17 protein-coding genes and 1 tRNA gene are annotated in these 24,376 nt (G+C 67.0%); 6 read left to right on the forward strand and 12 right to left on the reverse strand.

Going from position 1 to position 24,376, the window contains the following annotated elements:
• Positions 1-235: 235 nt before the first annotated feature.
• Both E6C70_RS11785 and E6C70_RS11790 read right to left on the reverse strand, forming a co-directional pair.
• A complete protein-coding gene (locus tag E6C70_RS11785; RefSeq protein WP_136424751.1) occupies positions 236-586 on the reverse strand; it encodes an A1S_2505 family phage non-structural protein in 351 nt (116 codons plus the stop codon).
• A 4-nt stretch (positions 587-590) separates the two neighbouring features.
• A complete protein-coding gene (locus tag E6C70_RS11790; protein WP_136424752.1) occupies positions 591-908 on the reverse strand; it encodes a DUF7882 family protein in 318 nt (105 codons plus the stop codon).
• Positions 909-1,049: 141 nt separating this feature from the next.
• Here E6C70_RS11790 and E6C70_RS11795 point away from each other — a divergent pair, with 141 nt between their 5' ends.
• Entirely contained in the window at positions 1,050-2,525 is a 1,476-nt protein-coding gene (locus E6C70_RS11795) for an FAD-dependent oxidoreductase (RefSeq protein WP_136424753.1), read from the forward strand.
• Positions 2,526-2,657: 132 nt separating this feature from the next.
• Entirely contained in the window at positions 2,658-3,647 is a 990-nt protein-coding gene (locus E6C70_RS11800; RefSeq protein WP_136424754.1) for a prohibitin family protein, read from the forward strand.
• Between the two features lie 54 nt (positions 3,648-3,701).
• Here E6C70_RS11800 and E6C70_RS11805 read toward each other — a convergent pair whose 3' ends face one another.
• From E6C70_RS11805 to E6C70_RS11850, 10 genes are all read right to left on the reverse strand, one after another.
• Positions 3,702-5,117: a dihydrolipoyl dehydrogenase family protein gene (locus E6C70_RS11805; RefSeq protein ID WP_168770941.1), complete on the reverse strand. Its 1,416-nt coding sequence runs from the start codon at positions 5,115-5,117 to the stop codon at positions 3,702-3,704.
• A 157-nt stretch (positions 5,118-5,274) separates the two neighbouring features.
• A tRNA-Arg gene (locus E6C70_RS11810) sits at positions 5,275-5,347 on the reverse strand.
• 174 nt (positions 5,348-5,521) lie between these two features.
• Positions 5,522-6,442, reverse strand: coding sequence for a carbohydrate ABC transporter permease (locus E6C70_RS11815; protein WP_235833456.1), 921 nt, complete (start codon positions 6,440-6,442; stop codon positions 5,522-5,524).
• A 44-nt stretch (positions 6,443-6,486) separates the two neighbouring features.
• Positions 6,487-7,461: a carbohydrate ABC transporter permease gene (locus E6C70_RS11820; protein WP_328590850.1), complete on the reverse strand. Its 975-nt coding sequence runs from the start codon at positions 7,459-7,461 to the stop codon at positions 6,487-6,489.
• Positions 7,462-7,545: 84 nt separating this feature from the next.
• Positions 7,546-8,913, reverse strand: coding sequence for an ABC transporter substrate-binding protein (locus tag E6C70_RS11825; protein ID WP_136424757.1), 1,368 nt, complete (start codon positions 8,911-8,913; stop codon positions 7,546-7,548).
• Between the two features lie 90 nt (positions 8,914-9,003).
• Positions 9,004-10,668 (reverse strand): glycoside hydrolase family 13 protein, encoded by a 1,665-nt coding sequence (locus E6C70_RS11830; RefSeq protein WP_136424758.1) that lies wholly within the window; start codon positions 10,666-10,668, stop codon positions 9,004-9,006.
• A 193-nt stretch (positions 10,669-10,861) separates the two neighbouring features.
• Complete coding sequence (locus tag E6C70_RS11835) at positions 10,862-11,875, reverse strand: LacI family DNA-binding transcriptional regulator (RefSeq protein ID WP_136424759.1); 1,014 nt, start codon at positions 11,873-11,875, stop codon at positions 10,862-10,864.
• 94 nt (positions 11,876-11,969) lie between these two features.
• A complete protein-coding gene (locus E6C70_RS11840) occupies positions 11,970-12,419 on the reverse strand; it encodes a hypothetical protein (RefSeq protein ID WP_136424760.1) in 450 nt (149 codons plus the stop codon).
• A gap of 113 nt (positions 12,420-12,532) precedes the next feature.
• A complete protein-coding gene (locus E6C70_RS16740) occupies positions 12,533-13,315 on the reverse strand; it encodes an aggregation-promoting factor C-terminal-like domain-containing protein (protein WP_168770942.1) in 783 nt (260 codons plus the stop codon).
• A gap of 260 nt (positions 13,316-13,575) precedes the next feature.
• Positions 13,576-14,964: a glycine--tRNA ligase gene (locus tag E6C70_RS11850; protein WP_136424762.1), complete on the reverse strand. Its 1,389-nt coding sequence runs from the start codon at positions 14,962-14,964 to the stop codon at positions 13,576-13,578.
• Between the two features lie 134 nt (positions 14,965-15,098).
• Between E6C70_RS11850 and E6C70_RS11855 the strand changes: the two genes are divergently transcribed.
• From E6C70_RS11855 to E6C70_RS11870, 4 genes are all read left to right on the forward strand, one after another.
• Complete coding sequence (locus E6C70_RS11855; protein ID WP_136424763.1) at positions 15,099-17,666, forward strand: rhomboid family intramembrane serine protease; 2,568 nt, start codon at positions 15,099-15,101, stop codon at positions 17,664-17,666.
• Between the two features lie 91 nt (positions 17,667-17,757).
• Positions 17,758-19,011: an ROK family transcriptional regulator gene (locus tag E6C70_RS11860; protein WP_136424764.1), complete on the forward strand. Its 1,254-nt coding sequence runs from the start codon at positions 17,758-17,760 to the stop codon at positions 19,009-19,011.
• Between the two features lie 218 nt (positions 19,012-19,229).
• The gene (locus tag E6C70_RS11865) at positions 19,230-21,932 is read left to right on the forward strand and encodes a discoidin domain-containing protein (protein ID WP_235833424.1); all 2,703 of its coding nucleotides are present in this window, start codon (positions 19,230-19,232) and stop codon (positions 21,930-21,932) included.
• Positions 21,933-22,068: 136 nt separating this feature from the next.
• The gene (locus tag E6C70_RS11870; protein ID WP_235833425.1) at positions 22,069-24,339 is read left to right on the forward strand and encodes a discoidin domain-containing protein; all 2,271 of its coding nucleotides are present in this window, start codon (positions 22,069-22,071) and stop codon (positions 24,337-24,339) included.
• Positions 24,340-24,376 lie beyond the last annotated feature (37 nt).

Raw genomic sequence — 24,376 nt, forward strand, 5'->3', positions numbered from 1 at the left:
GGGAGGCCGGAGCTGGGCGCTCCGGGGTGGGCAACAGGAGTTCGGGCTCCATGTCCACGTGCCTTTCGGGTCGGATCACGTGTCTGCGCACCACAAGGCCTCTGAAAGAACCTCGCGTGACGCGGAATCGGGTATGGGTGATCACCGGAGCGAACACCTTCGGACAACCATATACAAACGCATCGTGCCACACAGTACCCAGAAGGGGGGTGAATCGGCGAGTCGGAACGTCGATTCAGAGCAGATCCATGAACGGCTGCGGTAGGACGACGTTGTCAGGCACCTCCGCGAACAACGGGGCGATCTGCTCGGGCCGGTAGCCGGCGATGCCGCACCCGATCTCGGTGACGAGGAAGCGGAGCTGCGGATGCTGCTCGGCGAATTCGAGGAAGTCGGCCACCTCATCCGCGATCACGTCGAATCCGCTCATCGTGTCGATGCCGTAGGAGCGACCCTGCAGACCTTCGCCCTGACCCCACACGGCGCCGAAGTGATCGTACGCGTACCGCGCCGCGCCGCCTCCGTGGGCGCCCGAAGCGTTGGAGCCGAAGACGAAGATCTCGCCCTCGCCGAGCTCCGTGATCATGACGTCAGGCCGTGACTTCGGCCATCACGGGCTCTTCGCCGAGCACCAGCCCCTGAGTGCTCGCCGCGGATGCCGCCAGCTCATCGAGCCACTGCCGGTTGAGCAGCGGCGCGCGCGAGCCGTTGAAGCGGAAATAGAGGGGGATGGAATCGGACACCCAGAGCGCCCGCCGACCGCTGCCGAGGTCGACGCCATCCGTCCAGCTGAAGAAGAAGCTCTCGTGGCGTCGCAGCTTGGCGCTGAAGACGACCTGGAGGTGGGCGAGCACCCGGTCGTCGAACGTGAATTCCGCGGCTGGCGTGCCGTAGTAGAGGATTCCCATTGGTGATTCTTCCCATCGTGCCGAGGGGTGAGGGCCCCGTTACGCGTCCAGTTTATGCGTCTGCATGCCCTCGCGATATAGCGCGGTTCGCGGCGAGGCAACCCCGTCGCCGGCGTCGGCTCGCGAGCGTACCGTCGAGCCATGAGTTCCCTGTGGCTGGACCGGTCCCCGTCGATCGAGACGGATGCACGTTCGCGACCCGATTTCGACGAGATCATCGTGGGTGCGGGCATCACGGGGCTCATCACCGCCGTGCTGCTCGCCCGAGCCGGCCGACGCGTCGCGGTGCTCGAGGCTCGGACGGTCGGCGCCGTCGCGACCGGCAACACGACGGCGAAGCTGAGCGTGCTGCAGGGCGCGCACCTGCAGAAGATCAACGCGCGCTGTACGGACGGCGCCACGCACGCCTACGTGCGCGCGAACCTCGCCGGTCGACGCTGGGTGCTCGACTTCGCCGAAGGCCATGGCGTTGCCGTGCAACGTCGCGACGCCGTCAGCTTCGCATCGACGCCGGATGGCGCGGCGTCCGTCGAGGAGGAGTATCGCCTCGCCTCGACAGCCGGGCTCGCCGTCACGCTGGAGGCGGACGCGGGACTGCCGTTCCCCACTTTCGGCGCGGTGCGGCTGGCCGACCAGGCCGAGTTCGATCCGATGCAGCTGCTCGCCGCTCTCGCGGACGAGGTGCGCTCGCTCGGCGGCGTTATCCGAGAAGGAGTGCGCGTGAGCGGTGCGAGCGCCCGGCACCCGGTGCGGGTCCACACGGATCGCGGGGAGTTCAGCGCCGAGCGGCTGGTGCTCGCCACCGGCACCCCGATGCTCGACCGCGGATTGTACTTCGCGAAGCTGGCCGCCCAGCGCTCGTACGCGGCGAGTTACCGCGTGCCGGGGTCGCTGCCGCGTGACATGTACCTGAGCGTCGACGAGCCCAGTCGGTCGATTCGAACCACTCCTGAGGGTGACGGTGAGCTGCTGCTCGTCGGGGGCTACGGCCACACGGTCGGACGGGAGCCATCACCCGCGTCACAGCGTGACGAACTGTTCGCGTGGACGGAGTCGACCTGGCCAGGCGCGGAACGCACGCACGACTGGAGCGCTCAGGACTACGAGACCCCGCATGGCGTGCCGTTCGTCGGGTGGCTTCCGCGCAGCGGCGGCCGCATCTTCCTCGCCACCGGCTACGACAAGTGGGGCATGACCAACGCGGCGCAGTGCGCCATTACCCTCGCCGGCGACCTGCTCGGCGGTACACCCGAGTGGGCGGCCGTGCTGCATCACCGGGTCACCCTTCCTGCGGCGATCGGACGCGGCATCGGCATGAACGCCGCGGTGGCCAAGCATTACGCCGTCGGGTGGACGCGCGCTCTCGTGCATCGGCTTCCGGATGCGACACCTCCCGAGGGCGCGGGCGCCGTCGGCCGGATCGGCATCGCCCCCGTCGCCGCATCGACCGTGGATGGACGCACCTGCCACGTCACCGGAATCTGCCCGCACCTGGGCGCGATCCTCACGTGGAACGATGCGGAGGCGAGCTGGGACTGCCCCGCTCACGGGTCCCGTTTCGCGGCATCCGGCGAACGGCTGGAGGGGCCGGCCACCCGCGACCTGCGCCGCCGCTGAGCACCTCGCGCCGCGCATCCGTCCCCGTCTCCGAGCCTCTCGGAGTGTCGACGGCACACCTCGCCCTGAGGGGGTCAGGGCGTCGCTAGACTCCAGCACCGGCATTGCCATCGCTGAAGAAAGCAGACCCCCGTGTTCGTGTTCGCGCTCGTCCTGATCCTGCTCGCGATTCCCACCTTCGTGTTCGCCCTCAGCCGCTACCGCAAGGCGCAGGCAGCTGGCGGTGCGGATGTCGCGCCCGACGTGTCGACGAGCGCCGGCGGCTACAAGCTCGGCGCTCGCATCGCCGGCGGCATCGCGATCGCGCTCGCGGGCGTCGGGGTCGTCATCCTCGCCGTCACGAGCTTCTACACCCAGGATCCGGGTCAGGCGAACGTGCTGAAGGACATCACCGGCAACGTCGTCGGGCAGAACAACTCCACCGGCCTGCAGGCGAAGGCGCCGTGGGTCGACACGGTCACGTTCAACATCCGCAACCAGCAGATCGTGTTCGCGGGCGAGAACGGGGCGGCATCCGACAACAACGGCGGGACGGCGGCAGGCCCCCAGATCACCGTGCAGGACAAGGACGGCGTCTCCTCGAACATCGATATCGCGGTGCGGTACTCCATCCGCCCGGATGCCGTCACCGACATCTACAAGAAGTTCCTGTCGGAGGACAACTTCAAGACCTCCTTCATCGAGCAGGACATCCGCTCGGTGGTGCGCCTGGTGCCGAACGACTTCTCGACGCTCGCGCTCATCACCAATCGTGGCGATGTCGAGGCCGCCATCCTCAAGGCCCTCGAGGCGCGCTGGCAGGACGACGGCGTCTCGGTGGACTCGATCAGCCTGCAGGAGATCCGTCCGCCCAAGGCCGTCGTGGACTCGTACGCTGCCGCACAGCAGGCCCAGATCAACGTGACCAAGGAGCAGGCGAACCTCGACGCTGCCAAGGTCTCGGCGCAGCAGAAGGTCGTGCAGGCGCAGGCGGAGGCGGATGCGAACGCCATCCTGGCGGCGTCGCTGACGGACCCCATCCTGCGTCAGCGCTACCTCGACACTCTCAAGGAGCTCGCGGCGGCCGGAAATCTCGTCGTCGTGCCGGACGGTTTCAACGGGCTCGTCAACGTGACCAAATAGGGCCTCGCGCGCGAAGCACCGCCGCCGGGTCGGTACCGGATCGATGCACCCTGCTCAGTTGTCCGCTGGCACACGCAACAACTCCCGCGCGGCCATGCCGATGATGGCGCTGTAGGTCGGATAGGCGAATTTCACACTCGCGAGCGTCGACACCTCCACACTCGCCGCCATGGCCGTCGTCACCGACTGGATCACCTCGACCGCGTTCTCGCCGACGGCATGCGCGCCCAGAATGACCTCGCGACGGCGGTCGGCGATGAGCTTGAGGAAACCAGTCTCGCGATCGTCGATGACGGCTCGGTCCAGCGACGTGAACGGGACGACGGCGACGACGCAGAGCGGGTCGCTCTGCCGGGCTCGGTCCTCCGTCCACCCCACCCCCGCGTAATCGGGATCGGTGAAGCCTCCCGCGGGCAGGAGCTGATGAGGGGATCGGCGATTTGTCCCGAGCACGGCGTTCTCGGCGGCCACTTCGCCCTCGAAGTTCGCAGCTTGCACGAGCATGTCGCTGCCGTTCGCGTCGCCCACCGCGAAGATGTGCGAGGCGGCGGTGCGGAACTGCGGATCGACGGGGATCGCCGATCTTACCGTCTCGAGACCGGCCTGAGCGAGTCCGAGGTCCTCGACATCCGCCGGCCAACCCGTGGCCATGATGACGGTGTCGAAGACTGCCTCGACCGGCTGCCCGGATGCACGCCAGTGCAGCACAATGGATCCGTCATCGGCCTGCTCGAGACGTTCGACGCCCTCGATTCCCTCCTCCACGACCATGCCCTGCTCGCGGAATGCACGGGCGATCGCCGCTGAAATGGCTCCGTCGGAAGCCATGAGCACCCGCGGCGCGAGGTCGAGCAGCGTGACAGCCGATCCAAACGAGCTGAGGATGGTGGCGAGTTGAGCTCCGGTGTTCCCCGCACCGATGATGGCGACGCTCTTCGGCAGAGCGGGGAGGTCGAGCACGTGCTCGGGGACGGTCGCGAGTTCGGCACCGGGGATCGGCAACCGGCGCGAGTGTCCTCCGACGCAGATGATGACCGACCGGGCTGTCACCCGGCGGCCGCTGTCGAGCTGGAGCGTGTTGGCGTCGACGAATCGAGCCTTGCCCTCGAGAATCAGGTCGATGCCGGCACTAGCGAAACGCTGCGCTTCCCGCTTGATCGAGCGCACCTTGTCCACGCGTTGCTGGACACGGGCGACGGTTGTCGGCCAGTCGATGTCCTCGAGGCGCACGGCGATCCCGTAGGCGTGAGCGGTGCGCACCTCGCGCATCATCCTGGCGGTCTTCGCGAGCACCCTCGTGGGGACGCACCCGGTGTTCACGCAGGTGCCACCGAGGCGATCGGCCTCGAGCACCACGACGCGCGCGCCGAGTTCCGCCGCGCGCAGGGCAGCTGCCGTGCCGGCCGGTCCGGCGCCGATGACGGCGACGTCGTAGGTCGTGGCGACGTCGGGGGCAGGCGTGTCCATCATCGAGGTCTCCTTCAGGCGGTCCTGGCTCGCCCTCATATTCGCATGAGTGCGGCGCGGCTGCCCGCTGGGATACGACGTGTGCTGGTCAGTCGTCATCCGCACCGGTATACGAACGCAGAAGAGCCCCGACCGAAGTCGGGGCTCTAACGGAGGAAAGTGCGCCCGGAGGGATTCGAACCCCCAACCTTCTGATCCGTAGTCAGATGCTCTATCCGTTGAGCTACGGGCGCGTGCTCGTCCGGGCGAAAACCGCTCGGAAGCAACCTAGAGACTATATCCCAGGATGCGGCCCCCGACCAATTCGCGCCCTGGTCACGGCGGCCCCGCGCCGAGATCGGAGAATATGCGGGTGGTGAGGGCGTCACACCCGCATATTCTCCGTTCTCGGCGCGAGAGAGAGGCGATCAGCCCTTCACGGCTCCGCCTAGGCCTGCACTGCGCAGGAACAAGCGCTGGAAGACCAGGAACAGCACGACCGGGATGATCGTCGAGATCGCGAGGGCCGCGAGGAACACGTCGAGCTCGGTCTGCGACTGCACGGCAGGCAAACGCACGGACAGCGGCTGCACGGCAGGGTCGGGGAGCACCAGCAACGGCCAGAGGAAGTCCTTCCACGCGGCGATGATGGCGAACACCGACACGACACCGAGAATGGGCCGCGACATCGGCAGCACGATCGACCAGAACACTCGGAACGGACCGGCGCCATCCGTCTTCGCCGCCTCGAACACCTCACGTGGCAGGTTGTCGAAGAACCGCTTGACCAACAGGATGTTGAACGCGTTGGCGGCGGCGGGCAGCCACACGGCCCAGAACGTGTTGAGCATCGAGGTGCCGATGATCGGCGGATGCAGGATCGTCAGGTACAACGGCACCAGCAGCACCACGGCGGGGATGAACAGCGTCGCGAGCACGAGCCCATTGAGGATGGGCGCGTACTTCGGGCGCAGGATGGACAGCGCGTAGCCGGCGGTCGTCGCGACGAGCACCTGGAAGAACCAGGACCCCAGCGCGATGATGATGGTGTTGAGGAAGTACTGGTCGATGTGGATGTCGTTCCACGCGGTGGACAGGTTCGCCCAGTCGATGCCGTGGGGCCACAGCGCGAACGGCTGGCGCAGGGTGTCCTGCGTGGGCGTGACGGCCGCCTTCGCCAGCCACAGGATGGGGCCGAGCCCCGCGACGACGAGGCCGACGAGCAGCACCACGTGAACGGCGCTCATCGTGATCTTGACGCCGGGCCGCTTGCGGTCGAAGCCGCTCAGCACGCCACGATCGGCCAGGTCGTCGAGCGACTCACGCCGCTTGCTCTTCTTGACGCTCATCTGAGGCCGCTCGATGCGGCTCAGGTCGGTGGGGACGCCGGCGGTCAATTGGTGCTCCATCGTTCGGTCAGCTTGAAGTAGGCGAAGCTCAGGATGCCCAGGAAGATCGCGAGCATGAGGCTGAGTGCTGTCGCCTCGCCGTAGGCGCCACCCAGGCTGTTCTGGAACGCGTAGCGGTAGATGAGCAGCAGGATGGTGAGCGTCGCGTTGTTGGGGCCACCGCCGGTGAAGAGGTAGGGCTCGAGGAACACCTGCGAGGTGGCGATCACCTGCAGGATGAGCATGATGAACAGGACCCCGCGCAGCTGGGGCAGCGTCACGTGCCAGATCTTGCGCCAGATGCCCGCGCCGTCGACCTCCGCGGCGTCGTAGAGCTCGGGCGGAACGCCGATGAGCGCAGCCAGGTAGATGATGATCGACCCGCCAGCGGCCGCCCAGGTCGCCTCGATGACGATCGACGGCATGGCGGTGGCGGATGACTGCAGCCACGGCTGCGGCGGGATGCCGAATGAGCCCAGGATGACGTTGAAGACGCCGTTGGGACTCGCGTCGTAGAACACCGTCCAGAGCAGCACCGCCACGACCGGCGGGATGACGACGGGCATGTAGGCGAGAGCGCTGTAGAGGCCCTTGCCGCGCTTCACCTCGCTCATCAGCACGGCGAGGATGATCGGCAGCGGGAAACCGAAGACGAGCGCCAGGCCCGCGAAGTAGAGCGTGTTGACGATGGCGGTCCCGAGGTTCGGGTCGGCCAGCACCTTGGCGAAGTTGTCGAATCCGACGAAGACGGCCGGCGTGACCAGGTTGGTCTTCTGGAAGCTCATCACCACCGACTGCACGATCGGTCCCCAGCTGAACACGGCGAAGACGATGAGCATCGGCGCCAGGAAGATCAGGTTCGAGAGACCGCCGCCGCGCACCCAGCTGGCCGGATTGCGCACGCGCTTCCGCTTCTGCGGATGGCGAGCGACGCCCTCGTCGCGCATCGGCTCGGCCAGAGCCGGAGGATCGTCGGTCATCGTCATCGATTCTTTCCTTCCAGGGGGGCGGGCGGGATGCCCGACGCGCCGCGGGGGCTCAGCGCGCCGGGCATCCGTTCCGTGTTATTTGCCGTCGATCAGGGCTTGGGCGTCGGAGTCCACCTTCGTGAGGAGGGCATCGATGTCCGCGTTCTGATCGGTCAGCACCGCCTGCACGACGTTGTCCATCAACGCGTAGATGGGCTGGGTCTGCACCTTGGACTCCCCGACCGGCTTCTGGTCGAAGATTCCGTCGGAGAAGCCCTTCATCTGGTCCAGCGGCACGTTCACGTACGGCTTGATCCATTCCTGGTCCTGCTCGTACGTCGCCTTGTCGAGCACCGGCAGCACCGGGGTGCCGACGGCCTGGTCGCTCGCGGCCAGCGCCTTGGCGTCGGCCACGGCGGCGTCCTTGTCCAGCAGCTTCTGCATGTAGTACCAGTCGATCCACGTGATGCCCGCCTTCTTGTGGGCCGCGTCGATCTTCGGGCTCATGACCGCCACGTCGCCTCCGCCGAGCACGCCCGCGTCGTCACCCTGGGTCGGGATCACGGTGAGGCCGTACTGCGCCGGCTTCATGCCGAAGTCGCGGACCAGGGCGGTGTAGACGTCGGACCCCGAGGTGTACATGCCGATGTTGCCTGCCGCGAACTCCTTGTTGATGCCGCTCCAGTCCAGCAGGAAGTTGTTGCCCATCGAGTTGTCCTTCCAGCGGAGGTCGGACAGCCACTGCAGCGTCTCCTTGGTCGCCGCGTTGTCGATGGTGGACTTCACCTTGCCGTCCTTGTCGGTCTGGTCGACCGCACCGCGGGAGACCGATTGCGTGGTGAGCTGCCATCCGCCGGTGTTGCCCTTGGTCATCGTGGCGTAACCGGCCTTGCCGGTCTGGTCGGAGATGATCTTGGCGTCCTTGCGCACCTCGTCCCACGTTGTCGGGGGCTTGTCGGGGTCGAGCCCGGCCGCCGTGAACAGGTCGCGGTTGTAGTGCAGGCCGTTGGCGTACGCCTGGCGCGGGAACCCGAAGATGTGGCCCTTGTCGTCCTTCACCTCGTTGAGGATGACGGGGTTGAACTTGTCGGAGTATCCGAGGCTCTTCATCTCATCGGTGACGTCCATGAGCTGGCCGTTCTCGAGGAGCGTCTTGGTGTCGGTGAACGGCACCAGGAACACGTCGGGCAGGCTGCCGCCGGCGAGCTGCGCGGCGAAGGTGGGCGCCTTCCATTCGTACTCGACGCCGATGATGTCGATGTCGGGATGGAGCTTTTCGAACTGCTTCTCCTGCGTGGCGAAGGCGTCATAAGCGGCCTGGTCTGCGCCGGGCGGGAAGGTGGCGACGCGGAGCTGGAGCTTTCCGCCGCTGTCACCGCCCGCGCCCTGTGCGCAGCCCGCGAGGCTGCCGGCGAGAGCGAGAGCTGCGGCGCTCGCAATCGCGATCTTGACTGCTGACTTCATCGTCTGGTCCTTTCGAGCTGTGGAACTGTGTGTGGAGGGGGTGGATGGGGTGTTGGTGCCGAGGGATGTCTCGCCGACGGCCTCCGCCGGTCAGGCCGTCGTACGCAGCCAAGCCGTGGAGTCTTGGGGCAGCAGTCCGTTCCCGTCGAGGGGGGAACTGCTGATGAGGATGCTCTCGTGCTCGGGAAGCGCGATCGCGTGGGCGGAGAGGTTGGTGACGCAGACGAAGTGCGGGCCGCGGACGAACGCCAGCACGTCGGCGCCGAGATCGAGCCACGACAGCGAGCCGTCACCGAGCTCGTCATCGCGGCGACGGATGCGCAGGGCCTGGCGGTAGAGCCAGAGCATCGACGACGGATCGGCCTGTTGCGCCTGAACCGTGAGCGATGACCAGTCCGCGGGCTGGGGCAGCCAGGGCTGGCTGGCGGCGTCATCGGGGCTGAACCCGAAGGGCGGTTCGACACCGCGCCACGGCAGCGGCACGCGACATCCGTCCCGACCCGGATCGACGCCGCCCGAGCGGAAGTGCATCGGGTCCTGCAGCAGGTCGACCGGCAGCTCGACCTCGGGCAGGCCGAGTTCGTCGCCCTGGTAGAGGTAGAGCGAGCCGGGAAGGGCGGCGGTCAGGAGCGCGGCAGCCCGGGCGCGGCGGGTGCCGAGCTCCAGATCGGTCCGCGTTCCGAAGCGCTTCTTGACGAACGCGAACGAGCTGTCCTCGCGACCGTACCGGGTGACGGGACGCGTCACGTCGTGGTTGGAGAGCACCCACGTGCTCGGCGCACCGACGGGCGCGTGGGCTGCGAGCATGAGGTCGATGGAGGCCCGGAACTCGGCGGCGCCCCACGGCCGGGACATGAAGTCGAAGTTGAACGCCGTGTGCATCTCGTCGGGGCGCAGGTAATCGGCGAAGCGCTTGGCATCCGGAACCCACACCTCCCCCACCAGCACCCGGGTGCCCTCGTAGGAGTCCGCGATGCGCCGCCAGGATCGGTAGACGTCGTGCACCTCGTCGCGATCCTCGGTGGGATGCTGACCGGGCCCCGGGTTCTCGGGAACTTCCGGCAGGGCCGCGTCCTTGATGAGCAGACCGGCCGAGTCGATACGCACGCCGGCCACACCGCGGTCGAACCAGAACCGCAGGATGGACTCGTGCTCGGCCACGACGTCGGGGTGGTTCCAGTTGAGGTCGGGTTGCTCGGGGGTGAACAGGTGCAGGTACCACTCACCGGGAGTGCCATCGGGGTTGGTCGTGCGCGTCCAGGTGTCGCCCGCGAAGTTCGACACCCAGTGGGTGGGCATCTCGTCGCCGTTGTCTCCGAGACCGGGGTGGAACCAGAATCGTTCCCGTTCCGGCGAGCCCGGGCCGGCCGCGAGTGCGGCTTGGAACCAGGGGTGCTGGTCGCTGATGTGGTTGGGGACGATGTCGATGATGGTGCGGATGCCGAGCTCGAGCGCCTCGGTGATGAGCAGTTCGGCCTCCTGCAGGGTCCCGAACGCGGGATGGATGTCCCGGTAATCGCTGACGTCGTATCCTCCGTCGGCGAGTGGGGACGGGTACCAGGGGTTGAACCAGATCGCGTCGACGCCGAGGTCCTTGAGGTAGCGGAGGTGCTGTCGGACACCCGCGAGGTCACCCGTGCCGTCGCCGTTCCCATCGGCGAAGCTGCGCACGTAGACCTGGTAGATGACGGCGCTGCGCCACCAGGTCGCGTCGGCGTCCAGCGCCTTCGCCGTGTCTGCCTCGAGAACGGTCATGCTCACTCGTGCTACTCCTCATCGATTCGCACGGTGATCCCGTGCGCACCGGTGAGTGCGAACGATCGGCATCAGCGGCGTCGAGTAGAAATGTAGTGTTTGAAACAAATTGATGCAACAACTCAATTATCTGCAAGCAACTTGCGTGAATTGACGTCGCATCAGACGCGTGAGGGTGCGGGTCGAAACGATGTCAGGCCGCGGTGCGGACCCGCCCTGTCGACGCCCGGACGACCAGCTCCGGCGCGAACAGCAGCTCGTCGACGAGAGGCGACCCGGTCGACATCTGGCGCATCAGCAGCTCGACGATCATGCGGCCCATCGACTCGATCGGCTGACGCACCGTGGTGAGCGGGGGCTCCACGCAGTTCATCAGGGCCGAGTCGTCGAAGCCGATCACGGAGATGTCCTCTGGCACGCGGAGCCCGGCGCGCCGGACAGCCCGCACCGCGCCGAGGGCCATCGGGTCGCTCGCGCACACCATCGCGGTGACGCCCTCGCGCAGCAGCCGCGCGGCAGCCGCCTGACCGGCCTCGAGCGAGTACAGCGAGTGCACGACACGATTCTCGGGGAGGGAGAGTCCGGCTGCCTTCGAGACCCTCTGAGCGGCGTCGAGCTTGCGCCGGGATGGCATGTGGTCGGTGGGGCCGAGCAGGATGCCGATCTCGGTGTGGCCGAGCTGCGTCAGGTGGCTGAACGCCTGCTCCATCGAAACGCCGTCGTCGCAGGAGACGGTCGCGAAGTCGAGATCGGGCACCGGGGCGTTGACCAGCACGGTGGGCAGGTCGAGCTCGCGCAGGCGCTCGTAATGCTCGTGCGAGGTGTCGGCCTGGGCATAGGCGCCACCGACGAAGATGACCCCGGAGACCTGCTGGTGCAGCAGCAACTCGACATAGTCGGATTCCGAGATGCCGCCGGCGGTCTGGGTGCAGAGCACGGGCGTGTAGCCGTTCTGGGCCAGTCCGCCCGAGATCACCTCGGCGAACGCGGGGAAGATCGGATTCTGCAGCTCCGGCATGACCAGGCCGACGAGCCGCGCCCGCTCGCCGCGCAACTTGGTCGGGCGCTCGTAGCCCAGCACGTCGAGTGCGGTCAGGACGGTCCGTCGCGTGGTCTCGGACACTCCGGGCTTGTTGTTGAGCACCCGACTCACGGTGGCTTCGCTGACACCGACCTTGCGCGCAACATCCGCTAGACGCCTCGACATGAACGCAACTCTACGACAGGACTTGCAATCGGGCAGCAGAACGGCCCCGGTCCGATGCTCGTCGGGAGCGGTCGAACCGGGGCCGTGCAGTGAATCAGCTCTTGCAGGCGTCGTCGACGGCGGTTGCAGCCTTATCGATGTCAGCGGTTACCGACGCCTGCGTGTCGGCGTCGGCATCGGATCCGTCGACCGGAGCCGCCTTCACCCAATCCTGACCGGCGTCGATCTTGCTCGCGAGGTCATCCAGAGCAGAGGTGACGCCCTTGTTGTCGGAGTAGCTGTCCTCGAGCTTCTTGGCCTGATCGGAGAAGTCGGCGAGAGCGGATGCCGAGGCGGTCTGGGCGTCGGCGTCGGCCGGTGCGGTGGCCAGCGTGTTCTGCGCTCCGTTGCTGATGTCGCGCACATCGGAGTGCAGCTTCGAGCAGTCCGAGCCGGCAGCGGCGGTCGTGGTCGCTGACGAGCCTCCCCCGGACGCGCACCCGCTGAACAGCAGGGCAGCGGAGACGGCGATGACGGCGGCGATGGCGGGACGGGTGTTCTTCATGGGTTCTCCCCCGGTTCGATGCGGATTATTCGCGGATCGCGCAAAGCACCGATATTACGCCCGAACGGGCCGCCGCGGCTAGCCGGGTCTCACCCGACCGACCGCACGAACGCTCAGTACCAGTTGAGCGACTGGCTGTGACTCCAGGCCGCACACGGCGTCCCGTAGCTGCCCTTGATGTAGCCGAGGCCCCAGACGATCTGGGTGCGCGCGCTGGTCTGCCAGTCGGCCGCGACCGTGGCCATCTTGTCGCCCGGCAGTGCCTGTGGGATGCCGGTCGCACCGGAGCCGCCGTTGGACGCCTCGACTCGCCAGTTGGACTCCTTGGTCCACAGGCTGTTGAGGCAGCTGAACTGGTCGTCGCCCCATCCGTAGCTCGATGCCATGATGTCGCGGGCCTGAGCGCGGGCGCCGTCGGGGGTGTTGGCCAACCGGGCCGCCTCTGCGGCGGCTGCTGCTGCCGCGTCCGCGGCCGCGATGGCGCTCTGCGTCTGCTGCGCGGCCGTCTGGGTCGCATCGGTGAGGGCTTCTACCCGTCCGACGCTGAGGAGCTTGTAATTGGCGAGCTGCTTCACCGTGGTGCTGAGCTGCGTCGCGTCGACCTTGGAGCTGGCCGCGGCGATGACGGTGTTCGCGCTGTCGATGGTCTGAGCGGCTTCGGCGTGCGCACGGTACTCGGCCTGCTCGGAGTAGACCGACAGGTGTTCGCGATCGAGGGAGCCCTGCTGGGAGAGGGCATCCGTGGTGCGCTGCGCAGAACTCTGCTGAGTGCTCGCATGGGCGATGAACGGGGCGGATGCGAGGGATCCGGCGATGGCGACCGCGACGATACCGGTGGTGATGAATCTGACGGGACGGACGAGGGAGGACTGCTGACGGTGGCGGTGACGCTGCACGGGCTTCCAATGCTGGTGCTTCCCTGCTGCGGGAGCCGCGCAGGGGCGGCGGCCGCGGGCGCGCGCGTGAGCACGCTGGCGCCGACAGGCTGGAGGGCGCACGGCCGACCCGTCGAGGAACAAGCGGAGCCGCACGCAGGAGCTCGCCGCTCAGGGCGGCGAACCTGCACTAGCTTAAGCGCCCTGTCTGGACGAGTTCTGTGGCGTGCCTGTGAAGTCTCTGCACCCGGCGCAGACGGACGCCCCGCCGGATCGGCGGTTCAGAACTCCTTGAGACGCGGCGAGAGGTAGTCGCGCAGGCCGTCGAGAGGCACGCGCTCCTGCTGCATCGTGTCGCGATCGCGCACGGTCACGGCGTTGTCCTCGAGCGAGTCGAAGTCCACCGTGACGCAGAACGGCGTGCCGATCTCGTCCTGCCGGCGGTATCGGCGTCCGATGGCGCCCGAGTCGTCGAAGTCGACGTTCCAGCGCTTGCGCAGGTCGTCGGCCAGGCCGCGTGCGAGCGGCGAGAGCGCTTCGTTGCGGGAGAGCGGCAGTACGGCGACCTTCACCGGCGCCAGACGCGGGTCGAGGCGCAGCACCGTGCGGGTGTCGACCCCGCCCTTGGCGTTCGGTACCTCCTCGGAGTGGTACGCGTCCACGAGGAACGCCATCATCGCGCGGGTGAGGCCGAACGAGGGCTCGATGACGAACGGGACGTAGCGCTCGTTCTTGGTCTGGTCGAAGTAGCTGAGGTCCTTCCCCGACGCCTCCATGTGCACCCGCAGGTCGTAGTCCGTGCGGTTGGCCACGCCCATCAGCTCACCCCATTCACTGCCCGTGAAGCCGAACTTGTACTCGATGTCGACGGTGCGCTTGGAGTAGTGCGCGAGCTTGTCCTTCGGGTGCTCGAACCAGCGGATGTTCTCCGGCGTCATGCCGAGGTCGATGAACCACTCCCAGCAGAGCTCCATCCAGGCCTCCTGCCATTGCTCGTCGGTGCCGGGCTCGACGAAGAACTCGATCTCCATCTGCTCGAACTCGCGCGTGCGGAAGATGAAGTTGCCCGGCGTGATCTCGTTGCGGAACGCCTTGCCGATCTGGCCGATGCCGAACGGCGGCTTCTTGCGGGCGGTCTGGAGGACGGCCGCGAATTCCGTGAAGATTCCCTGCGCGGTCTCTGGACGCAGGTAGTGCAGGCCCGACTCGTCGTCGACGACACCGAGGTAGGTCTTCATGAGCCCGGAGAACTGCTTGATCTCACTCCACTGGCCGATGACCTTGGGGTTCTCGGGGTCGGGGATGTCGGCCAGGCCGTTCTCCGGCGGATGGCCGTGCTCGGCCTCGTACGCCTCGAAGAGGTGATCGGCGCGGTAGCGCTTGTGCGACACCAGCGATTCGGTGAGCGGGTCGCTGAACACCTTGACGTGTCCGGAGGCCTGCCAGACGGCCGTCGGCAGGATGACGGCCGAGTCGAGACCCACCATGTCGCCGCGACCGCGGACGAAGCGGTTCCACCACTCCCGCTTGAGGTTCTCCTTGAGCTCCACGCCGAGCGGCCCGTAGTCCCACGCCGATCGGGTTCCGCCGTAGATGTCGCCAGAGGGGAAGACGAAGCCACGGTGCTGGGCCAGTGTGATGACGGCGTCGAGGCGGGACTGCTCTGCCATGGTTCTCCCCGGGGTCGGAAGGCGAAGTCGTGCACGCTCATCCTAATGAACAGGCCCCGCACCTCCCCCGATGCTCTGTGTCGGCTGCGTAGAATCCGGAGGGAGAGGCCGTGTGCATCACGAGGGGACCAGCGATGAGCAACACGCGAACCGAATCCGAGTCGGCCGCAGAGGACCGCGCTCCCGCCGGGCGCCTGCGCAGCACGGCCGAGGCGATCGGCGGGTTCCTACGCCGCGTCCCGTTCGCGATCGGCCTCGCGGTGGTGCTCGTCATCACGGCGCTGGTGACCGGGACCTTCTTCGGCCCGGCCACAGCCGACACGCTCGCGTACTGGGCGGCCGGCGTCATCACCACCTTCGACCTCGGCCACTGGTGGAGCGCCTTCACCGCGTTGTTCGTGCCGGCCGATCCGTTCCAGCTGGTCGCGGGCGTCATCCTGTCCGTCGTGCTCCTCGGGGTTGCCGAACGACTGATGGGAACCGCCCGGGCGATCATCGCCTTCGTCGTGACCGGCGTGATCGGGCTCGCTGTCGGCGTGCTCATCCAGTGGCTCGGATCCAACGTCGGGGAGTGGTGGGCGACCTCGACAGCCGCCGACTCCACCCTCGACCCACTGACCGGCATCGTCGGCGCGCTCATCGCAGCCACCGCCTTCATGGGAGCACTGTGGCGACGCCGAGTGCGCGTCGTCACGCTCGCCTTCATCCTCATCTTCGTGCTCTACGACGGCGACTCGTCCAACAGCTACCGCCTCATCGCGGCGATCGCCGGTTACCTGCTCGGAGCCCTCCTCGCACGCAATGCCGCGCTGCTCAAGCCCAGCCGCGCCTCCCACCGCGAGCGCCGCACGCTCATCGCGACCATCATCGCCGTCACGGCGATCGGTCCTGTCGTCGCACTCATCAACGGATCCGGGCTGACCCCGCTCGCCTCGGCCTCCTACCTGTACAAGGACGAACTGCCCGATCTGAGCGCGCTGATCGACAAGTGCAACGACTCCGGCGCCGCGATCACCGAGACCTGCCGTCAGCAGTTGGTGCTGGTCAACAACAACGGCTTCGGCATGCTGGTCCTCTCCCTGCTGCCCGTCGCGCTGCTGCTCCTGGCCGGCTGGGGTCTGAACAACGGTCGCCGGTTCGCGATGTGGCTGGCCATCGGCGTCAATCTCGCGATCCTCCTGTTCGCCCAGGCCTCGTTCGAGGTGAGCCAGGCGATCGCGGACCTGACCAGCAACGACCCCAGCGTGCTCGACCTCGGCGAGTTCCTTGTCTGGATCATCGCCGGCGGCCTGTTGCCGCTCGGGTTGATCATCCTCCTGCTGCTGAACCGCCGGGAGTTCGCCATCCGTTCTCCGCGCCGGGCGCTCGGACGCTTCTGGCTGACGGTGGGCATCGCCTTCGTCGCGCTCGCAGCCGTGTACTTCGTGGTCGCCCTCCTGAACATCACGAGCTATTACCCGGTCGCAACGGTCTGGGACATCGTTATCGACACCGGCAAACGATTCGTGCCTGCGCACTTCGTGAGCGCGTCGGGCACCGTCATCATCACCGACAACGGTTTCGCCTTCATCGTCCACCAGATCGTCGGCATCCTGTTCTGGATCGTGTTCATCGTCGCGGCCGTCATCCTCATGCAGAAGTCGCGATCGCGCGCCACCCCCGAGGACGCGTCGCGCATCCGCGAGCTCATCCGTCGCGACGGGGGCGGAACGCTCGGCTTCATGGCGACGTGGCCCGGCAACCTGTACTGGTTCGCCCCCGACGATCGCGGAGCCGTCGCCTATCGGGTCATCAACGACATCGCCATCACCCTGTCCGACCCGATCTGCAGCGATGCGGATGCCGAGGACGTCATCCGCGGCTTCGTCGCGTTCTGCGACGCCAACAGCTGGACGCCCGTGTTCTACAGCGTGCATCCGCAGTACCTGCCGGTCTTCGAGTCGTTGGGCTGGCTGCACATGTCGGTCGGCGAGGAGACCCTGGTGCATACCAAGGGTCTGGAGCTGGCCGGAAAGCCGTGGCAGAAGGTGCGCCAGGCCCTCAACCGCGGCATCAAGGAGGGCATGACGACGGTCTGGACGACGTGGGACGAGCTGCCGCTGTCGACGGTCGCCCAGATCAACGCGATCTCCGAGGAGTGGGTGGCCGAGAAGGAACTGCCCGAGATGGGGTTCACTCTCGGAGGCATGGAGGAGCTCAAGGACCCTGAGGTCAAGCTCATGCTCGCCGTCGATCCCGATGGACGGATGCAGGCCGTCACGAGCTGGCTGCCGGTGTACCGCGACGGAGTGCCCATCGGCTGGACCATCGACTTCATGAGGCGCACCGACGAGTCGATGAACGGCATCATGGAGTTCCTCATCGCATCGGCAGCGCTCCACATGAAGGAGAGCGGCGCCGAGGTGCTCAGCCTCAGCGGTGCCCCGCTGGCCACCAAGCCGCTCGCAGCCGGGCAGAGTGCGCCGCCGCCCACCGTGATGACGCGCCTCAGCGAGTTCCTCGCCAACACGCTGGAACCCGCATACGGCTTCTCCTCGCTGTTCCGCTTCAAGGCCAAGTTCAATCCCGATTACGAGACCATATCGATGGCCTACCCCGACCCGATCGAGCTGCCGACCATCGGCATGGCCATCGGCAAGGCGTACCTTCCGCAGGTCAGTCCGAAGGAAGCCGTCGCGCTCGTGAGAACCCTGACGAAGTAGGAGAGGCGGATGGGAAGCCGTCACGACGAGGCGACCACGCACGGCTTACGATGGCAGGACGACCGCACACCCGATCAGAATCGCGGAAGCAATGCCCGAGACGCGCACGACCACCGTGCGTGACCTGCGTCGCAGCAACCAGTCACGCACCCTGTGGGAGCTCTACCTGCACGGGCCGTTGACCTACCAGGAACTCGCGACGGCCGCCGGAGTGAGCATCGCCACGGTCAGCAACGTGATGGGCCACCTGCTGCGACAGGGCGCCGTGCTCGAAGTCGGTGTCGAAGACTCCAACGGAGGGCGGCCCCGCGGGCTCTTCCACATCAACCCCGCCTACGGCCACGTGATCGGCGTGGATGTCGGCGAGACGGCGATCATGGTGGAGCTGTTCGACCTGCGGATGCGGGCGCTCGCGTCGCACCGCTCGGTGACCACGCACACACGGCTCGAACCGGCTGAGGTCGTCGACCAGGTCGTGGAGGGGATCGAGGCCGTGCTCGAGCAGTCCGGGCGGTCCGAGAGCGAGATCCTCGGCGTGGGCGTCGGCGTTCCGGGTCTGGTGGAGCACTCCGTCGCCGGCGAGGCCGTGGTCTTCGACCAGAGCATCGGCTGGGGAACCGTGGCGATCGAGCGGATGCTGCGGGAACGGACATCCCTTCCACTCTCCGTCGACAACGGTGCCAACACGCTCGGTCAGGCTGAGCGCTGGTTCGGTGCGGCCCGGGGCAACGCGAGCTCGATCATCGTGCTGCTCGGCGCCGGCGTGGGGGCGAGCATCGTCTCCGGGCCGCCCAAGCACGACGAGACGGCATCGCTGCCAGCCGAGTTCGGCCACACCACCGTGGTAGCGGGGGGCCGACCCTGCGTGTGCGGCGCGCTCGGGTGCCTCGAGGCCTACGCGGGCGCCGATGCGATGGTCGCCCGCTACGACGAGCTGAACGCCCGGCGTCAGGCCGCGAATCCCCGCGAGGTGGAGGATCGGCTCGTGGCCATCCTCTCCGCGGGGCCGGAGGACGCCCATGCGGCGCAGGTGATCGACGAGCTCTACCGTTACCTCGGCGTCGGCCTCGGCAATCTGGTCAACCTGTTCACGCCCGACCGCATCGTGATCGGCGGATGGGTCGGTCACGCGCTCGGCGCACCTGCCCTCGACCGATTGCGCGGAGAGATCGCCTCCAACGCGCTGCATCGCCCCATGTCCCGGCTCGAGCTCGCGCCGGCACAACTCGGAACGGATGCGGTGGCCATGGGCGCCGCCACGCTCCCCGTCGCGAGCTTCCTCCGCTCGGGTGGGGAGTCGGAGGAGTCGGCGACTCCCCGCCGCCGGTTGACGGCAGCAGAGTAGGTCTTCGTCCCCCTCGCTCGTCGGGTGGGGTACACGGTGGAGCCGTGACCGTACTGTCCGGTCGGTATCGAGATTTCATCACGTCCCCCTTGTAGGGGTGCTTTCTTCACGCTATGTTCTAAGTCGTTACGAAAAGCGTCACCGTCGACGTCGGATCTCTTCGACCCGGTCGAACGTGGCGCATCAGCGCTCCACTACCAAAGTCGATAGGTCAGCCGATGAGCATCAGCAGTAGTCCCCTTTCCGATTCCGGCGGATCTCCGCTCGGCCGGCGCATGCGAAGGGGAGTGATCATCCTCTTGGCTGCGGCCCTGGCCTTGACCGGGGTTTCTGTAGCTCAGGCTGGCCCGGCTCATGCGGCCGACACCCTGCTCTCACAAGGCAAGAAGGCGACAGCCAAGAGCATCGAAGGCGCCGGCACTCCCGCATCGGCCGCCGTGGACGGAGACGCGGGCACGCGATGGTCCAGCGAGCGTTCCGACCCGCAGTGGCTCGAAGTCGACCTCGGCGCGGTCTCGACGATCAGCAAGGTCACTCTCAACTGGGAGAGCGCCTACGCCACCGGCTTCGAGATCCAGACCTCCGATGACGAGTCCACGTGGACTCCGATCTACTCGACGACGACCGGGCCGGGCGGGGTACAGAACCTCACTGTCAGCGGCTCGGGCCGCTACGTCCGCATGTACGGAACGCAGCGCGCCAACGGCTACGGCTACTCCCTCTGGGAGTTCCAGGTGTTCGGCACCGCCGGAACGGGCGGCGGAACCGGTGGTGGTACCGGCGGTGGTACCGGCGGAACCTGCGAAACGAGCAACGCCGCCCTCAACCAGCCGGCGAGGGCATCCAGCGAGGAGAACGGCGGCACGCCGGCCTCGGCAGCCGTTGACGGCAACGCCGGCAGCCGGTGGTCGAGCGCGGCATCCGACCCGCAGTGGCTGCAGGTGGACCTCGGTGCCCGCACCGCCGTCTGCTCGGTGACGATCGCCTGGGAGACCGCATACGCGAAGGCCTTCGACATCCAGATCTCCGACACCGGAACCGGCGGATGGACGCCCCTGTACTCGACCACGAACGGAACGGGCGGTACGCAGACCCTCACCGTCAACGGCACCGGACGTTACCTGCGCGTCAACGGTACGCAGCGCGCCACCCCGTGGGGCTACTCGATCTACGAGCTGACAGTGAACGGAACGGGCGGCAACGGCAACGGAGGCGGCGGAAGCACGGGCGGCGGAACGGGAACGGGCACACCCCTGCCCACCTCTGACACCCCCGACTTCGGCGCCAACGTGGCGATCTTCGACCCGTCCATGCCAGCGAGCACCATTCAGACGAAGCTCGACAGCGTCTTCAACGCTCAGAAGGTCAACCAGTTCGGGTCGGAGCGCGACGCTCTGCTGTTCAAGCCGGGAACCTACAACGGCGTGTACGCGAACATCGGCTACTACACGTCGATCGCCGGCCTCGGCCAGAACCCCGACGACGTCGCCATCAACGGCGCCGTGACGGTCGACGCGTTCGACGGAACCGGAAACGCCACGCAGAACTTCTGGCGTTCGGCCGAGAACTTCGCGCTCACCCCGGTGGGCGGCAGCGAGCGCTGGGCGGTGTCGCAAGCGGCTCCGTTCCGTCGTGTGCACGTCAAGGGAGACCTCGAACTGCAGCCGGCGAGCGGTGGCTGGTCCTCCGGCGGCTACATCTCGGACACCAAGGTAGACGGCACCGTGTCGTCGGGCTCGCAGCAGCAGTGGTACTCCAAGGATTCGACCATCAAGGGCTGGGTCGGCGGCGTGTGGAACATGGTGTTCTCGGGAGTGAACGGAGCCCCGGCGCAGAGTTTCCCCAAGCCTCCCTACACGGTGCTCGGTTCGACGCCCGTCTCTCGTGACGTGCCCTACCTCTACCTCGACGGCAGCGGCAAGTACCGGGTCTTCCTCCCCTCCCAGCGCACCGGCGCGAGCGGGGCGAGCTGGGCGGGTGGACCCACCCCCGGCACCTCGGTCTCGATGAACACGTTCTACGTCGCCAAGCCGGGCGACAGCGCGACCAAGCTCAACCAGGCGCTGGCACAGGGACTCAACCTGTTCTTCACCCCGGGGGTCTACCACCTGAGTGAGACGCTCAACGTGACCAAGGCCGGCACGGTCGTGCTGGGCATCGGACTGCCGACGCTCATCCCCGACAACGGGGTGAACGCCATGAAGGTGGCGGATGTCGACGGCGTGCGCGTCAAGGGCATCCTGTTCGATGCCGGCACCGTCAACTCGGCTGCGCTGCTCACGGTGGGAACCGCGGGCAACACGACCAGCCACGCTGGCGACCCGGTATCCATCCAGGACGTGTTCTTCCGTATCGGCGGAGCGGCGGTCGGCAAGGCCACCTCGAGCCTGGTCGTGAACAGCAGCAACACGCTGGTCGACCACATCTGGGCCTGGCGCGCCGACCACGGCGTCGACGGAGTCGGATGGAACGTCAACACGGCCGACAACGGACTCACCGTGAACGGCGACAACGTGCTGGCAACCGGACTGTTCGTGGAGCATTACCAGAAGTACGAGGTGCTCTGGAACGGCCAGAACGGCAAGACCATCTTCTTCCAGAACGAGATGCCCTACGACGTGCCCAACCAGGCGGCGTGGAAGAGCACCCCGAACACGAACGGCTACGCGGCTTACAAGGTCGCCGACTCCGTCACCACCCACGAGGCGTGGGGGCTCGGCAGCTATGCCTACTTCGCCTCCGACCCGACCGTGGACTCCGCCCGCGCCTTCGAAGTTCCGGAAAGCGCTTCGGGAGTCAAGTTCCACGACCTGTTGACCATCTCGCTCGGCAACAACGGCACGATCAGCCACGTGATCAACAACGTGGGAGACGTCACGCCTTCCAACACCACCACCTCGACGGTGACCAGCTTCCACTAAGGAAGCTTCCACCTGGAGGGCCGGGGCGTCCCCGTCCCGGCCCTCCATCCGCTTTTCCGGCACCACCGTTTTTTCAGCAACACCGCGAACAGGCAACGCGTCGCGCTGCCCGCATGAGACACACCAGGAGGAATTCGTGAATCCAACCCCATCCGTCGCGACCGGCCCGGCGAGGAGGTGGCGCCGCTCGAAGCGAGAGGTCGCCATGCTCGCCGTCGCCGTCGCCCTCGCCCTCACCGGGGCAGCGCTGGTGCCGTCCGGCATCGCCAACGCCGCCGACACCGTTCTGCTCTCGCAGGGCAAGCCGGCCACGGCGTCCAGCGTCGAGAACAAGGACTACACGCCGGCGGCCAACGCCGTAGACGGCAACACCGGCACCCGCTGGTCGAGCGAACGCTCCGACCCGCAGTGGCTTCAGGTCGACCTCGGCCAGACTTCCACAATCAACCGCGTGGAGTTGACGTGGGAGGCCGCCTACGCCACCTCCTACGAGATTCAGGTCTCAGACTCGGGCACCGGCGGGTGGAAGCCGATCTACTCGACAACCACGGGTCCCGGCGGCAACGAGACGCTCTCCGTCTCCGGCACGGGCCGCTACGTGCGCATGTACGGAACAGTGCGCGCCAACGGCTACGGATACTCGCTGTGGGAGTTCAAGGTGTTCGGCTCAGCCGGCTCGACCAACCCTCCCACCGATCCGCCGACCGACCCTCCCACCGATCCTCCGACAGACCCCGGTTCGGTCAACCCCGGCTACCCCAACCAGCCCGGCCCGTTCACTCAGGCCAGCGTGGTGAAGGTCACCGGAGGAAACGGCAACTGGAAGCTGCAGGTCGACGGCAAGCCCTACACCGTGAAGGGCTGGACCTGGGGTCCGTCAGCCGCTCAGGCCGACACCTACATGCCGGGCCTGGTCGCCGAGGGCGCCAACACCATCCGCACCTGGGGCACGGGCACTGACACCAAGACGCTGCTCGACTCTGCCGCAACTCACGGCATCCGCGTGATCAACGGCTTCTGGCTGGCACCAGGCGGCGGCCCCGGCAGCGGAGGCTGCATTGACTACACGAGCGACTCGAAGTACAAGTCCGACCAGAAGGCCGACATCCTCAACTGGGTGAACACCTACAAGTCGAACCCGGGCGTTCTGATGTGGAACGTGGGCAACGAGTCGATTCTCGGTCTGCAGAACTGCTACTCGGGTCAGAAGCTGGAAGACGTTCGCAACGCCTACGCCGCCTTCGTCAACGAGGTCGCGGTCGCCATCCACGGCGTCGACGCCAACCACCCGGTCACCTCGACGGATGCCTGGACCGGCGCCTGGCCCTACTTGAAGCGCAACGCTCCGGCACTGGACCTGCTCGCCGTCAACTCCTACGGCGACGTCTGCAACATCAAGAAGACCTGGATCGACGGCGGCTACAACAAGCCGTACATCGTGACGGAGGGTGGAGCAGCCGGCGAGTGGGAGACCCCGAACGACGCCAACGGCGTGCCGACCGAGCCGACCGAGTCTCAGAAGGCTGCGGCGCTGGTCAACTCGTGGAAGTGCATCATCGACCACACCGGAGTCGGACTCGGAGCGACGTTCTTCCACTACGGCACTGAGGGCGACTTCGGCGGCGTGTGGTTCAACGTGATCCCCGGCGGCAACAAGCGTCCCGGCTACTACTCGATCGGCAAGGCGTGGGGCGCATCCTTCGCCAACACGGCACCGACCATCTCGTCCATGACGGTCACGCAGAACGTGGCTGCCGGCGCGAGCATGACGGTGAGCCTCAAGGCGACCGACCCCGACGGCGATGCCATCAAGTACGTGCCGTTCTTCAACAGCAAGTACATCGACGGCGCCGACGGTCTGCTCTTCCAGGACGGCCCCCAGCCGACCCCGGGCACCTTCCAGCTGACCGCTCCGCAGACGCTCGGTGTGTGGAAGGCCTACGTGTGGGCTGAGGACGGCAAGGGCAACGTGAGCGTCGAGTCCCGATCGTTCCGCGTCGTGGCTCCCCCGGTGGCCGGCACGAACATCGCCAAGGGAAAGCCGGCATCGGCATCCTCCTTCCAGACCACGGTCGACAACTTCACGCCCGGTCAGGCCTTCGACGGAAACGCGGCAACGCGCTGGTCGAGCGACTGGAGTGACGCGCAGTACTTGCAGGTCGACCTCGGTTCCGTGCAGTCCTTCAACCACGTGCAGTTGCTCTGGGAGAAGGCCTACGGCAAGGCGTACACGGTGAAGACGTCGAACGACGGCGTTGTCTGGACGACGGTCAAGACCGTCACCGATGGTGACGGCGGAGTCGACGACTTCGCCGTCTCCGGCTCGGGTCGCTACGTGCGTCTCGACCTCAGTCAGCGGGGAAGCCCCTGGGGCTACTCGCTTTACGAGTTCGGCGTCTACCAGTAGTCGAACGACGGCCACTCGGCCACATCGTCCCCGGGGC

The sequence above is a fragment of the Orlajensenia flava genome, assembly GCF_004801905.1.
Classification (GTDB): Bacteria; Actinomycetota; Actinomycetes; order Actinomycetales; family Microbacteriaceae; genus Orlajensenia; species Orlajensenia flava.